This window comes from Sporosarcina sp. P18a (assembly GCF_002743135.1).
Lineage (GTDB): Bacteria > Bacillota > Bacilli > Bacillales_A > Planococcaceae > Sporosarcina.
In genome coordinates, this window is the sequence record NZ_PDYQ01000009.1 from 25,865 (window position 1) to 39,985 (window position 14,121).

General features: G+C 42.1%; 14 protein-coding genes. All 14 read right to left on the bottom strand.

Annotated features, from left to right (window positions below; all coding sequences use genetic code 11):
* Positions 1-61: 61 nt before the first annotated feature.
* The 14 genes from mfd to CSV75_RS15520 all read right to left on the bottom strand — a co-directional run bounded on the left by mfd (position 62) and on the right by CSV75_RS15520 (position 13,778).
* Positions 62-3,595 (bottom strand): transcription-repair coupling factor, encoded by a 3,534-nt coding sequence (mfd, locus tag CSV75_RS15455; protein ID WP_099676531.1) that lies wholly within the window; start codon positions 3,593-3,595, stop codon positions 62-64.
* Positions 3,596-3,696: 101 nt separating this feature from the next.
* A complete protein-coding gene (locus tag CSV75_RS15460) occupies positions 3,697-3,915 on the bottom strand; it encodes an anti-sigma-F factor Fin (RefSeq protein WP_099676532.1) in 219 nt (72 codons plus the stop codon).
* A 53-nt stretch (positions 3,916-3,968) separates the two neighbouring features.
* Positions 3,969-4,535 carry an aminoacyl-tRNA hydrolase gene (gene pth, locus CSV75_RS15465; protein ID WP_099676533.1) on the bottom strand — a complete coding sequence of 189 codons (567 nt, stop codon included), beginning with the start codon at positions 4,533-4,535 and terminating at the stop codon, positions 3,969-3,971.
* Between the two features lie 80 nt (positions 4,536-4,615).
* Positions 4,616-5,245, bottom strand: coding sequence for a 50S ribosomal protein L25/general stress protein Ctc (locus CSV75_RS15470; RefSeq protein WP_099676534.1), 630 nt, complete (start codon positions 5,243-5,245; stop codon positions 4,616-4,618).
* An 81-nt stretch (positions 5,246-5,326) separates the two neighbouring features.
* Entirely contained in the window at positions 5,327-6,286 is a 960-nt protein-coding gene (locus CSV75_RS15475; RefSeq protein ID WP_099632524.1) for a ribose-phosphate diphosphokinase, read from the bottom strand.
* A gap of 27 nt (positions 6,287-6,313) precedes the next feature.
* Complete coding sequence (glmU, locus tag CSV75_RS15480; RefSeq protein WP_099676535.1) at positions 6,314-7,672, bottom strand: bifunctional UDP-N-acetylglucosamine diphosphorylase/glucosamine-1-phosphate N-acetyltransferase GlmU; 1,359 nt, start codon at positions 7,670-7,672, stop codon at positions 6,314-6,316.
* A 367-nt stretch (positions 7,673-8,039) separates the two neighbouring features.
* A complete protein-coding gene (spoVG, locus tag CSV75_RS15485; protein ID WP_099632522.1) occupies positions 8,040-8,327 on the bottom strand; it encodes a septation regulator SpoVG in 288 nt (95 codons plus the stop codon).
* Positions 8,328-8,580: 253 nt separating this feature from the next.
* The gene (locus tag CSV75_RS15490) at positions 8,581-8,955 is read right to left on the bottom strand and encodes a RidA family protein (protein ID WP_099676536.1); all 375 of its coding nucleotides are present in this window, start codon (positions 8,953-8,955) and stop codon (positions 8,581-8,583) included.
* A complete protein-coding gene (gene purR, locus CSV75_RS15495) occupies positions 8,943-9,785 on the bottom strand; it encodes a pur operon repressor (RefSeq protein WP_099676537.1) in 843 nt (280 codons plus the stop codon). The genes CSV75_RS15490 and purR overlap by 13 nt, the downstream gene beginning before the upstream one ends.
* Before the next feature lie 58 nt (positions 9,786-9,843).
* Positions 9,844-10,710 carry a 4-(cytidine 5'-diphospho)-2-C-methyl-D-erythritol kinase gene (gene ispE, locus CSV75_RS15500; RefSeq protein ID WP_099676538.1) on the bottom strand — a complete coding sequence of 289 codons (867 nt, stop codon included), beginning with the start codon at positions 10,708-10,710 and terminating at the stop codon, positions 9,844-9,846.
* A gap of 188 nt (positions 10,711-10,898) precedes the next feature.
* Entirely contained in the window at positions 10,899-11,249 is a 351-nt protein-coding gene (locus CSV75_RS15505; RefSeq protein WP_099676539.1) for a DUF2200 domain-containing protein, read from the bottom strand.
* A gap of 13 nt (positions 11,250-11,262) precedes the next feature.
* On the bottom strand, positions 11,263-12,330 hold the full coding sequence (locus tag CSV75_RS15510; protein ID WP_099676540.1) for an NAD(P)H-dependent flavin oxidoreductase: 1,068 nt from the start codon (positions 12,328-12,330) through the stop codon (positions 11,263-11,265).
* 22 nt (positions 12,331-12,352) lie between these two features.
* On the bottom strand, positions 12,353-12,556 hold the full coding sequence (locus tag CSV75_RS15515) for a hypothetical protein (protein WP_099676541.1): 204 nt from the start codon (positions 12,554-12,556) through the stop codon (positions 12,353-12,355).
* Between the two features lie 175 nt (positions 12,557-12,731).
* Positions 12,732-13,778, bottom strand: coding sequence for an S-layer homology domain-containing protein (locus CSV75_RS15520; RefSeq protein ID WP_099676542.1), 1,047 nt, complete (start codon positions 13,776-13,778; stop codon positions 12,732-12,734).
* Positions 13,779-14,121: the final 343 nt, after the last annotated feature.

The window sequence follows — 14,121 nt, forward strand, 5'->3', positions numbered from 1 at the left end:
AATTAAATGTATTTCTGAGAATAGTATGCATCAACATTGGTCATTTTATGCAATCGAGGTGTTACAAGGCATCTGTAGATTCTACTTCCTTTGCTGTTTCCTGCATTGTGTGTACCATATCTTCTACCATGTCGAATTCCGTAAACTGATTAGATTTTTTTTCATTCACGGTTACGGTTATTTGCCCGTTGTCAATTGTAAGTCCAACCGCATGACCAAACTTCAATGAACGTTCCATCAGTTTTGCACCGTCAGCACGAGCCGTTCCCTCTGCCGACAAGCGGATCTCCACTATTCCATGTACATTTTTAATGGATATTACGCCAGCATCACGACCCCACGCTTTCATACGTCCAACGCGGAGCAATAAATCAGCTTCGAATGGCATATCACCGAAACGGTCGATCATCTCGTCAACAAGCTCTAGATAATCCTCATCGCCTGTAATTGCTTTTACGCGTTTATACATCTGGATTTTTTGATAACCATCTTGGATGTATGATTCAGGGAGATATGCATTGATAGGCAAGGAGATTTCAACATCCACCTTGTCTTCTTTTACGACACCTGTCTGCCTTTCTTCAATCGCTTCTTGTAGTAACTGCGAATACAAATCGAAACCAACAGAGTCAATGAATCCATGTTGTTGTGAACCAAGTAAATTCCCCGCTCCCCGAATGGATAGATCACGCATAGCAATTTTAAAACCCGAACCAAGCTCAGTGAACTCTTTGATTGCCTGTAAGCGATTTTCCGCGACTTCCGTTAGCACTTTATCGCGCTGATAGAGCATATAACTGTATGCTACGCGATTGGAACGACCGACTCGGCCACGTAATTGATAAAGCTGTGAAAGTCCCATGCGATCTGCATCATGGACAATCAACGTATTAACGTTCGGAATATCGATTCCGGTTTCAATAATGGTCGTTGTAACAAGTACGTCAAATTCTCCTTGGAGAAAACTTAATATTACTGCTTCGAGGGCGGCCTCCCCCATCCTGCCATGAGCAGAGGCAATACGCGCTTCTGGTACTAAGTCACGAATTTCCTGAACTTTACGATCCATATCTTCTACGCGATTATATAAATAGAAAACCTGACCGCCACGTCCCATCTCCCGCTCAATCGCCTCACGAACGAGTCCTCCATTATGCTCCATGACATATGTTTGGACAGGGAAACGATTGGCTGGCGGTGTTTCGATTACGGATAAATCGCGCACCCCGACCATCGACATATGCAAAGTCCTTGGTATCGGTGTTGCCGTTAATGTTAGTACATCTACGTTATTTTTCAATTGCTTCAATTTTTCTTTATGCGTCACGCCAAAACGTTGCTCTTCATCAACTACGAGAAGCCCAAGATCCTGATAGACTACGTCCTTCGACAATAAGCGATGTGTACCGATGACAATGTCAACAGTCCCCGCTTTCAACCCTTTGATCGTTTCATCCTGCTCTTTCTTAGTCCGAAAACGATTCAGTAATGAAACCGTCACAGGATAATCTGCGAAACGCTCTTTCATCGTCTCGTAATGTTGCTGTGCCAATATCGTAGTCGGCACTAAGAACGCCACTTGTTTACCGTTCGTTACCGCCTTAAACGCTGCACGGATTGCAACTTCTGTTTTCCCGTACCCTACGTCACCGCATAATAATCGATCCATAGGTCGTATACGTTCCATATCTTTCTTAATTTCCTCGATGGATTGTAACTGGTCCTGTGTCTCTTCGTAAGGAAAAGCATTTTCGAATGAACGTTGCAAGTCATCGTCTTTACTGAAGGCAAAACCTTTTTCCGCTTCTCGTCTGGCATATAATTTAATCAAATCATCCGCGATATCCTGAATAGCCGCTGTTACTTTACGTTTGGTTTTTACCCAATCCGTGCCGCCAAGTTTATGTAGCTTTGGCTCTTTCTCTCCTGTAGCAACGTACTTTTGAATCAAATCAATTTGGTCAGCGGGTACGAAAAGCTTATCCTCACCGCGATAACGAATATCTAGGTAATCTTTCTGAATACCTTTAACATCCAATGTAACGACGCCATAATATTTCCCAATACCATGATGAACATGGACGATATGGTCGCCTGGCTTGATCTCTGAATAACTTTTGATCCGTTCGGCATTCGTTAGTTTAGGGGGACGTGCTTTGCGTTTTGGTTTGCCAGTAAACAATTCCGCATCTGTAATGACAGCAAGTTTCTGGAACGGTAATTCAAAGCCTACTGATAAATCCCCTTCTATAATGGATAACACACCATCTTTATTCGGCTTGCCGTCTATTGCTGCTTCTATATCATACTCTCGTAAAATATCTTGGATTGTCTTCTTTCTCTCGGTTGACGAAGCCAAGAGAAAAACATTATAGTTCCCCTGTCGCCAACGCTCAATTTCACTTTTCAATAATGGCATTTGACTATGAAACTGTTGCATCGGCTTACAAGAAATTGAAATAGACTTCTTGATAGTGAAGCCAGGTACTGAGCGTGTAAACAAAGACAAGTAGAGTTGCTGCTGATTAATATTTTCAAGTACTTGCTCGTATTTCCATGCCAGTTTCGCGTCATGCAACATTTTTCCATCTTCGAGCATCGCTAGCTGGTATTCTTGCTCCTCCGACTCCAATGTAGCTACAGACTCTTGTATTCGCCCCAATTCGTCAAATATTATGACACCATTAGCGGGGAAGTAGTCCGTTAACATGGCATTAGCTTCAGAAGAAAATGAGGCATATTTCTTTATTGTGTCTGGCACTATCCCATCTTTCATCATGCCGATATCTTGCATGATTGTCATCAATAATTGCTGCTGTAATTCTTCACTTTTGACTTTGGTCAAGCTCTCGCCAAGCGCTTGTTCCACTTTTCGTGAAACTTGCTGTAATTCTTCAGGCGTCCAGATGAATTCGGTCGCTGGCAATAACGTAATAGATTCCAATTTTCCTGTTGAACGCTGATCTTCTGCTGAAAATGTACGAATGGAATCAATTGTCGTATCGAATAACTCAATACGAACAGGTTCCGCCATTGTGAGCGGATAAATATCCAATATTCCACCGCGTAACGCAAATTCACCCGGTGCACTCACCAGGTCTTTTCGTATATAGCCCATAGATACTAAGTTCTCTAGCCAGACACCTATATCGATCTCTTCATCCGTTGAAGCGGTTACGTAGTGTGTCAACCACCGTTCCTTTGACGGCAACAACTTGCGCAAACCTGCAACAGGTGTGATATAAATACCACTACCTACACGCGCCATGTGATCCAATGTATCAATCCTGCCAGCACGCAATTCATAACTCGCGAATGAAAAGTCAGCGGCAACAAGTTCTTCTGCTGTATATAAGTGAAGATGTTCGTCATTGACCAATTTGCTTAGATCTTCATACGTTCGCTGTGCTTGAAGCATATTTGGTGAAACAATTAGGACAGGGCGTGTCAGTGACTGCTGAATCAATTTAAAGAAGATCGCTTTGGATCCTCCTGCAAGGCCTGTGATCAACTGCCGATCCAGCCCATCTTCCAAGTCGTTCAGCAAGCCTTGAATCTCTTTCTCTTCTAGAAAAAGCTGTTCTATTACTCCCACTCAACTACTCCTCCTTATCTATTGACTAAGTGTATCTATCTATTGAACAGAATGCTTTATGCACAAAAAGCTTTGGCTATCAGCGCCAAAGCATCTGTTACTTATTGTAACCATTTTTTTAAGGTGTAATAATCCGGGAACGTCTGCAATGATTGCTCACAGTGTTCACAAATACATCGTATATGCAGACCACCATCCCGATCTACGGACAAAAATGTACTTTTATCTGCATCGTCTATTTGACTTAGCGTATCCTTTGCCGATTCGAATGGAATGGAACCGATCTCCGTATGACAGTGATTGCAAGAATAACGGATCATATTCTCTTCACCTTCCTTTTTCAAAGTATAGGCAAAGAATTAATGTATTATGCTTATCCGTTAAATTTATTCATCACTTCAAGAAATGGCGTCTTTTTCGTTGTCCATTCTTCACAGGCATCTGCACTCTTTTGTATCGCGTCTTCAATCAACGGTTGCTCGTCCTTACTAAAAGGGGATAGTACATAGTCAGCGACCTTCATACCGCCAGTAGGACGATCAACGCCTATACGAATGCGGTTGAATTCAGATGTACCTAGATGTGCAATGAGTGATTTCATACCATTGTGACCACCCGCGCTTCCTTTTTGACGAAGTCGGATCTTCCCCGCAGGTAAATCCAAGTCATCGTATAACACGACGATTTCTTTATCATTTACTTCAAAATAATCTGCTAGAGGTCGGACGCATTCTCCGGACAAGTTCATATAGGTCATAGGTTTTAATAATATCATTTTACCTTCAGTTGTATGGACAGTTGTAAATTGACCATTGAACTTTTGCTGGAATGGTGGAGCTTGCCACCGCTCAGCCAATTCGTCAATGACTTGAAAACCAATATTATGCCGTGTGTTTTCGTATTTTTTCCCGGGATTTCCGAGACCGATTAGTAATTTCATGTTCTTCTCTTCCTTTTCTAAATGATATATATACATAGAAAAGGAGCGCACGATTCAAACACGTGCGCCCATTTTGTAACTTATTTCTCTTCTTTATCTTCGCCAATTACTTCCGGCTCAGCTTCAGTGCTTTCAGTTGCTTCGTCTAATGCTTCTAATTCTTCTTCAGTACGTGGAGCGGAAATAGTTACTAATCCCACTTCGTCTTCAGTCACGATTTCAAACTTCACTTTGTCGCGGATATCGCCAACAAGAATTGTTTCGCCAATTTCAAGTTCTGAAACATCTACGTCGATATGTTCAGGAATGTCAGATGGCTTTACGCGAATTGTAACTTCCCATACCGGTTGCTGAATGGTTCCGCCTGCCTTTTCACCTGGCGCGTCTCCAACAAGGTTGATCGCTACGTCTACTTCAAGCTCTTCTGTCATATTGATCGCCAAGAAGTCAGCGTGTGTAAGGAAACCAGTCAATACGTCAGACTGATAGTCGTTTAAAACGACATTTACGTCTTTGCCGTCAACAGTCAATTTAATTACACCGTTTCTTCCTGTTTCACGAAGTGTGTCTAGAAGGTCTCGTTCTTTTACTGCGATTGGCGTGCTTTCTGTTTTATAACCGTATACTACAGAAGGAATCCATCCGCTTTTTCTTAATTCGCTTACTGTCTTCTTGTCAGTTTGTCTTAAGTTCGACTTAATTGTACTCATTTGTATAGTCCCCTATCCTATTAAAAAGTTTTTTTCACATCTTTGGATATTCAACATCAGAAGATATCAGTTAACTTATTATTACTCAAATAGTGTACTTACAGACTTGTTCTCAAACACACGAATGATTGCAGATGCTAACAATGGCGCAATCGACAGCTGTTTGATTTTTGGAGATTGTTTACTTTCCGGCAATTTAATAGAATTCGTAATGACTAATTGCTTGATTTGAGAATTATTAATGCGCTCAATTGCTGGTCCTGACAAAACAGGGTGTGAACAACAAGCATACACTTCTTTTGCTCCACTTTCAATTAGGGCGCTTGCAGCAATTGTTATAGTACCGGCTGTATCAATAATATCATCAATTAGAATAGCCGTTTTTCCTTCTACATTGCCAACGATATTCATCACTTCCGCTACATTTGGACGCGGACGACGCTTATCAATTATTGCAATTGGTGCCTTCATACGATCTGCCATTTTACGTGCACGCGTAACACCGCCATGGTCAGGTGAAACGATAACAAGATCATCGCTTGCTAATCCTTGACTCTGGAAGTACTCCGTTAGGATAGGTTCTGCAATCAAGTGATCGATTGGAATATCGAAGAATCCTTGAATTTGTGGCGCATGTAAGTCTACTGCGATTACACGGTCAGCACCTGCTTTTTCTAGTAAGTTTGCAACTAGTTTAGCCGTTATAGGTTCACGTGAACTCGCTTTACGGTCTTGGCGCGCATATCCATAATAAGGCATGACCACGTTAATCGTACGTGCAGATGCACGCATTAAGGCATCCAGCATAATGAGAAGTTCCATTAAGTTGTCGTTGACCGGATTAGAAGTGGATTGAATAACAAATACTTCACAGCCACGGATGCTTTCATCGATATTGATTTGTATTTCCCCGTCACTAAAACGTTTGACTGAGAGCTTGCCGAGCGGAAGCCCGACTTGATCTGCTACTTCTTTAGCAAGTGGTTCGTTCGCAGTTAAAGAAAAGATTTTCAGTTTGTCATTTGGATATTGATTTGCCATGATGGCCCTCCTGTTGGTTGGGTAAGATTAGTTTTTTACGTATCCTTCTTTATTCTCTTGCCGAACACGTCCAATTGCAAGTGAATTTTCCGGGACATTTTTTGTGACTGTGGACCCCGCTGCCACAATCGCATTCTTTCCTATCGTGACCGGTGCGACCAAGTTGGCATTGCAGCCAATAAAGGCATTGTCTTCTATCTCTGTTTTGTGCTTGTTTTTACCATCGTAATTCACTGTAATCGTACCACAGCCAACATTAACATTCTTACCTATTTCTGTATCCCCTATATAACTAAGGTGGGAAACTTTACTAGCGTCACCAAGCTGAGATTTTTTCACCTCAACAAAATTGCCTACTTTTACATGGTCACCGAGCTGTGTTTCGGGACGTAAGTGCGCAAATGGACCAACTGCTGTCTGACTTCCCACTGTACTATCACGAACAACTGATGAATGAATCGTCGTGTTGTCGCCCACTGTACTGTTTTGGATGTGACTGTTCGGACCAATGACACATTGTGATCCAATTTTCGTAGCGCCCTCAATGAGTACACCAGGTTGGATGACAGTATCACGTCCAATTTCAGCCTCCGCACTGATCACTGTCTGATCAGGGCTAATAATGGTAACGCCGTTGCGCATATGCTTCTCCGCAATCAATTGACGCATATTTTTTTCTGCTTGTGCCAGCGCTACACGGTCATTGACACCCAGCGTTTCATGGAAATTCGGCGTCGTATAAGCTGAAATCCGCTGTCCTTCAGATTTTAAAATCCCCAATACATCCGGAAGATAATACTCGCCTTGCGCATTTTCGTTAGTCACTTTTTTCAGTGTGTCGAATAACACGCGATTGTCGAAGCAGTATGTGCCTGTATTAATTTCCTTAACGAGGCGCTCTTCGTCATTCGTGTCTTTATGTTCGACGTTTCGCATTACGTCACCGTTCTCCGCACGAATGATGCGGCCATAACCAGTTGGATCATCTGCTATTGCAGTAAGTATGGTCGCCTTCGCTTCCGTTTCATGGTGGTGTGCAAGAAGCGCTGCCATTGTCTCAGTACTGATTAACGGTGTATCACCACAGACGACGAGCGTAGTACCTTCAAGATCCGCAAGTACCCTCTCAGCTTGTTGCACGGCATGTGCTGTGCCCAACTGTTGTGTCTGTAGCGCATATTCGCTTTTGTTGCCCAGCGTCTGCTCTACCATCTCGGCACCATGACCGACGATCGTGACAATCCGATCTGAGTGAAGATCGCGAATGTGGTCGATCACGTGCTCTACCATCGGTTTGCCACAGACTGGATGAAGCACTTTATAAAGATCCGACTTCATTCGCGTGCCCTGTCCCGCTGCTAGGACGATCGCATATGTATTTGTCATCTGTCAGCCTCCATCCTTGTTTGATAAATTCATAATTGACTATATCGGAAATGACTGTTTTTTTCAAGCATACCCCCTTGACAATTACATAACTTTATTTTATGATTGTTAATCTTTTTGCGATTATATTGGTATAGGAATAAGAGCGGTAGGTAAATATAGATGATGCGTTCAAATGCAAGTGATTAGGAGTGGTGAGCCTACTAGTCACTACGTTCCTTTAGTTGTCTCACCTTATCAGTCTGATCCCCTCCCCCATCCAGCTGCCAGCTTCTCCACTTATATTTCAAGACGATAAAAAGGCCATCGAATAGATGGCCTTTTTATGAATATGAAGAATGGAAACGCTTTCCCAAACGATATAAAATTATAGAACAGCCTCTTGCAATTCCCCTTGCTGTTCGTCTACTTGATGATAAGCTGCCAGGATGGACTCCTGTACTTTTGTTCGTGCATCTGAATTAATCGGATGCGCCACATCGCGGAACTCCCCATCCGGTGTGCGTTTGCTCGGCATTGCCACAAATAATCCGTCATTCCCCTCGATGACTCGGATATCATGGATGACAAATTGATCGTTAAGCGTAATGGAAGCAATTGCTCTCATCCTACCTTCTGTGTCTACCTTGCGTAATCTCACATCTGTGATTTCCATTTTCCCCACTCCCTTGTTGTCATTTTCACACTAAACGTATTCTAGGTTAGTTGGTATGATTACTTTTTTAACCATAATACTGGTGCTGATTCTATAATACTAGTTTTTACCTCGAATGAAAATAGAATCTTTTGTGAATTTTTAAAATTTGTATATTCCTTTACATATTTGGCTACTTTCTACCTATTCTTTTTCTACTAACGAGAAAAAACCGCCCTGATCTAGATTCTGTCAGGGCGGGCAACACATTCAATTACTTACAAATTGCAATCGCTTCGATTTCTACTCGTACATCTTTAGGAAGACGGGCCACTTCCACTGTCGAGCGGGCCGGTTTATGCTCTCCGAAGTGTTCTTCGTAAATGGTATTTAGTGCTCCAAATTCATTCATATCTTGAATAAATACTGTGGTTTTAATGACTTGTTGTAAACTTGAACCCGCTTCCTCAAGTACTTTGCCCAAGTTTTGAAGAACTTGGTTTGTCTGTGCCTCTATTCCGCCACTAACTACTTCACCAGCAAGCGTCAGAGGAATTTGTCCTGACGTGTACACTACCCCGTTCACTTTTACAGCTTGTGAATAAGGTCCAATCGCCTGTGGTGCATTTTCTGTTTTTACATATTCCATAATTCATTCCCGCCTCTCGTGAAATAATTCCCTTCTTCCAACTCAATCTTACGGCGCTTTTCATCAACTGCATGTAATTTCACTAATGAAAGATATTCATCTACTAGTACTTCCTCAAGATGTTCGGCTTCTACTAAGACTGCCACACCACCAAGTTCGCAGTTGAATTCTTCAAGTAAGCTTTTCATGCCTTGCATGGTGCCGCCCACTTTCATAAAATCATCTGTTAACAGTACTTTTTGACCGCTCTGCATACTTCTCTTTGACAGCACCATTGTCTGGATCCGGCGGGCAGAACCAGATACGTAATTAATGCTGACGGTAGGACCTTCCGTCACTTTGCTGTCCCGTCTAACCACGATGACAGGCACGTTTAAATGACGTGCTATCGCATGAGCAATCGGAATACCTTTTGTTGCAACTGTCATGATTGCATCGATTTCTCTATCAAAGAAAGCTGTCGCAATTATCTTACCGATTCGATCAAGAAACCGGGGATTTCCCAATAAGTCAGTCATATACAAATAACCGCCAGGAAGTAATCGATCCGATTTCCTTAGTTCATTCATTAATGAATGAATAACTTCCTTTATCTCCTCACGGCCGGCTAACGGAATATATTTAATACCGCCAGCAGCACCTGAAATCGTTACTAAACGACCCGTGCTACTCTCTTCAAATGTCTCTTTCAAAATACCAAGATCTTCACTAATTGAGGACTTGGCCGCTGAATACCGGTTCGAAAAAAACGTCAAAGAAATGAGTGTGTGCGGATTCTCCAGCAAATGACGTGTCATATCGACAAGCCTTTCACTTCTTTTCCATTTCATATAATACCGACTCCTAAACCCGAATGTTTTATAAGTAGGTTATCATAATCGTCCGGCATTAATCAACTACAATAGGTTCCCCAAGCATACGCACGGCATGTACATCCTGACAAAACCCTTTCAAAGCATTGACAATTTTCGGTACACGCGATTCATGTTTCACCAGCCCAAATACTGTTGGACCGCTACCGCTCATTAAAACAGCATCCGCACCAAAACGCTCCATTTGTTCCTTGAGTGTGACAACTTCCTCATGAATACCCATCGTTACAGGCTCCAATACATTCCCTAGTGATGCGCACATCTTGTCATAATCACTCTCTTGCAACGCTTCCATCATACGGTCCGTTTGCGGATGTACGATAGAAGACAAGTTCAACTGACCGTAGATATTTCCGGTCGATACACCGATTGTTGGTTTCGCCAGCACGACCCAGCAATTAGGTGGAGCAGGTAGATGTGTAATGTCTTCTCCTCGCCCTCTCGCAATTGCAGTGCCGCCGTACACGCAAAATGATACATCTGATCCGATTTCCGCACCTAGGGTTGCTAACTCGTCTAAAGTTAAGCCTAGTTCCCATAGACGGTTTAATCCACGAAGTGTCGCGGCTGCATCTGAACTACCGCCAGCCAGCCCCGCTGCAATCGGAATGTTTTTATCCAGAGTAATTTCAACTCCGTAATCCAAGCGATAGCGTTTGCGTAATAAATCTGCTGCTTGGTACGCCAAGTTTTTGCGATCATTTGGCACAAATCGATGAGATGACTTAATCGTAATGGCATGATCCCTCGTAGGACATAGCCAGATACGATCAGCCAAATCAACCGTTGTCATAATCATCTCGACATCATGATAGCCATCCGGCCGTTTACTTAACACATCTAATGTTAAGTTGATTTTCGCAGGCGCCTTTTCGTAAATCATGATAAAAGCTCCCTCCCCACTGCATTGTTCTTGCTCATATATTACCACAGAATGGATAGAACATAAGAGGATTAAATAAAAAAGACCTGCAATAGCTTTGCAGGTCTCTTTGTCACGTGAAATTCCGTACCACAGTTCTGTAGTAGATGATTCCTACAGTTACCTTTGCATGCCTAACATTTCATTCGTTATTTGCGCAAGATTTTATCCATCGCTTTTCCCTTTGCCAACTCATCAACCAGTTTATCCAAATAACGTATTTCTTTCATCGTTGATTCTTCCATTTCTTCCACTCTAATCCCACATATAACACCTGTGATTAGCGTCCGTGAAGAATTCAACTTAGGAGCCTCCGCGAGGAACGTTTTGAAGTCTGTCTGTTTTTCCAACTGTACTTCCAGCTCTTCCTGGTTGTACCCTGTCAACCAACGAATGATTTCATCGACCTCCAGTTTCGTGCGCCCTTTTTTCTCCGCTTTGTTAATATAGAGCGGGTACACTTTGGCAAAACTCATTGTATACATTTTATGTGTAGTCATCGTTACTCTCCAATCATCTGTTACTTAGGATAGTTTCTACTTGAAAAACGATGTGCGACAGCAAATCCGCGGCATTTCGTCTCGCACTTAAGCGAGGTGACTGTCCGCTCCAAAGATGAATCCATTCGGGACAATTTTGCTTGGCAGCTTCACTACGAATCCCTGCCGTCAATGTATTCATTATAGGATAATCCGGTAGTTCTTCTTCGTAAGGTTTTATGTCACGGATAAAGGCATTTTGAATACCTCTTGCTGGTTTACCGCTAAATACTGACGTGACGACAGTTTGGTCTTCTGTACTTTGGAGAATGGCATCAATATGTTGTATTTTTGCACCACTTTCGATGGCCGTCACAAAAGCGGTCCCCATTTGAACAGCTTGCGCTCCTAGTGTGAGAGCTGCTAAGACACCTCTTCCGTCCATAATTCCTCCTGCAGCAATAACTGGAATCTGCACATGGTCCACTGCTTGAGGAACAAGCGACATCGTTCCGATCATGGAATCACCGTAGCTTCCTGAAAATGTACCACGATGCCCGCCCGCCTCGCTTCCTTGCATCACGACCATATCAACCCCGTACTTCTCATTGATCATAGCTTCTTTCACAGTTGTGGCAGTCCCCATAACGACGATGTTCTCTTCTTTTAATCTTTGGATATTCTCTTTAGATGGCACGCCGAATGTGAAACTGCAAACCGCTATCTTCTCCTCAATTATGACTTCCACTTGTTTATCAAAGTTCGCGCTAGATGCTTGCTTTACTTCAGGCTCGGCTACGTGTAACTCTTCACGATAAGGTCGTAATAATTCATTGGCCTTTTTAATCTTATCTGCGGATACCTCTGACGTCTCGGGAATAAACAAATTGACACCGAAAGGTTGATCCGTTAATGCCTTTATCTTCTTTATCGCTTCTCGCATATCTTCTGCCTTCATATAACCTGCCCCAAGCGTACCCAGGCCACCAGCATTGGAAACAGCAGCTATTAATTCAGGTGTGGTCGTACCGCCAGCCATTCCCGCTTGAATGATTGGATATGTAATTCCAAGTATTTTTGTTACATCGTTTTTATTCCACATCTTTACTAACTCCCCCGAAAGATTATGTAGTAGTTTTACCGCTTTTCTCTTTTTCACGTCTCATTACTATTTTATTTCCCAACCAATAACCGATTAAAGCAGCCGCTGCCATAAGCGCAATCGATAAAAATGAATTCAAAGCTGGAAAAAACAACTCCTTGATCAAGCTGATGATACCGACAAAGACACCAGCGAATAGTGCACGACCTATATTTCCTTTCTTCACACTTTCTCCTCCTGCCATTCTAGAGATCTACACAAGGACTGAGAATTTTCGTACGTATAATGAATGTTCACTCCATCATATCGTAAATCACAGAAAATTGAAGTTCCTATCATCATTTTATGTATTAGAAAAAGTTGCAAAGCTACTTCACTCTGCAACTCTACTAATTCGACTGTTACTTTATCATGGAACTTGGTAAGTACACTAAATTCGCCGCTGTACTTACATTATCATCGTTCACCGTCAATATCACGACATAGCCAGTCTTTTCCCATCCTGAATTAAACGTGGTTTCATAGTCAGTTTCAGAATAATGGTCCACTCCAAATTCACGTTGCGCGTGCTCGTTTAATTCATTGTACATCGCAAACATTTCATCTGAAGTATGATAATGATCCTCGCCCTCCATAAAATCATAGGTTATGAACTGCAATTTGTTGTTTTCGAAGTAGTAAATCAAATCTGTATAGTAATTATACTTTGTAGTTCGATAGATCAATAATCGTTTATTCCCCTCACGTAAATTAGAAAGTAATATTGCCGGTGACTTCGATTCAACACTCATCACTTGAGCCGGGTCCATTCCGAAGTGAATTCCTCTTGTCACCATGACTGGCGGTGCAGGTCGGAATGCGGGATCCATGGCTCTTGCCACGAAAGCGGCAATATGAGACCGGGTTAGTGTTACATTTGGTTTAAATGTACCGTCTGGATAGCCTGAGGTGATATTTTCAAAAGCCAGTTTACGCACCGCATTATAAGCAGTAGAGCCCTTCGATACATCTTTAAATCGAATATCTTTTTCTTTAGTAAGTTTAAATGCATTCGCAATAAAAGCGGCCATATGTCCACGCGTTACCTTTTGCGTAGGTTTGAAAGTACCGTCTGGATATCCATTAATAATTCCCGCCTTCACCGCGGAATTGATATAGCCAGAGGAATATCTGCTAGAAGGAACATCTTTAAACTTCGTCTTCGTTTTCTTCCCGTCAAGGCCCGTAGCTTTAGCCACCATGACCGCTACTTCTTCACGTGACACTTTGTCATTCAACCCAAAGCGCGCGCTAGGTTCAATCACTTTGTTTTCTAACAAATACATAATTGCAGTATAATTCGGATGATTTTTCGGTACATCCGTAAATACTTTAGTGGAAGCCTGTGTTTTAGGAGCTACTGAAAACGTTAAAATAAGTAGTAGAATTACTGCAAAAACTTTCTTCATGCTTGTTGATCTCCTTTTCGCCGTAAGATGTAATGACTATATCACGTTCATTAAGTGAAAAGTTGAATACGTTAAAAGACGTTGTTTTACTACACAAATGTACCAAATTCGCTAAGTGCAAAATCATAATTTGTCTATATACATTGGCGCAGTTCTATTATCTAAAGACTTCAACAGTACACTGCTATCACATAAGAATTTCGTAGTCAGAATTAACTTTCTATAATGTGTTGTGCAACACAACGCTAAAAAAGTAGTTGAGCATAATATCCTATTTTCACTCAAATTGTAAATGAAATTTCTATATATATAGACTCCTAGTCGTAGGTATATAGTGTTGACT

Bases quoted from the DNA above. Each gene is read 5' to 3' on its own strand.
- CSV75_RS15460 (WP_099676532.1), bottom strand. From the start codon at position 3,915: ATGATCCGTTATTCTTGCAATCACTGTCATACGGAGATCGGTTCCATT.
- pth (WP_099676533.1), bottom strand. From the start codon at position 4,535: ATGAAATTACTAATCGGTCTCGGAAATCCCGGGAAAAAATACGAAAAC.
- CSV75_RS15470 (WP_099676534.1), bottom strand. From the start codon at position 5,245: ATGAGTACAATTAAGTCGAACTTAAGACAAACTGACAAGAAGACAGTA.
- CSV75_RS15475 (WP_099632524.1), bottom strand. From the start codon at position 6,286: ATGGCAAATCAATATCCAAATGACAAACTGAAAATCTTTTCTTTAACT.
- glmU (WP_099676535.1), bottom strand. From the start codon at position 7,672: ATGACAAATACATATGCGATCGTCCTAGCAGCGGGACAGGGCACGCGA.
- spoVG (WP_099632522.1), bottom strand. From the start codon at position 8,327: ATGGAAATCACAGATGTGAGATTACGCAAGGTAGACACAGAAGGTAGG.
- CSV75_RS15490 (WP_099676536.1), bottom strand. From the start codon at position 8,955: ATGGAATATGTAAAAACAGAAAATGCACCACAGGCGATTGGACCTTAT.
- purR (WP_099676537.1), bottom strand. From the start codon at position 9,785: ATGAAATGGAAAAGAAGTGAAAGGCTTGTCGATATGACACGTCATTTG.
- ispE (WP_099676538.1), bottom strand. From the start codon at position 10,710: ATGATTTACGAAAAGGCGCCTGCGAAAATCAACTTAACATTAGATGTG.
- CSV75_RS15505 (WP_099676539.1), bottom strand. From the start codon at position 11,249: ATGACTACACATAAAATGTATACAATGAGTTTTGCCAAAGTGTACCCG.
- CSV75_RS15510 (WP_099676540.1), bottom strand. From the start codon at position 12,330: ATGTGGAATAAAAACGATGTAACAAAAATACTTGGAATTACATATCCA.
- CSV75_RS15520 (WP_099676542.1), bottom strand. From the start codon at position 13,778: ATGAAGAAAGTTTTTGCAGTAATTCTACTACTTATTTTAACGTTTTCA.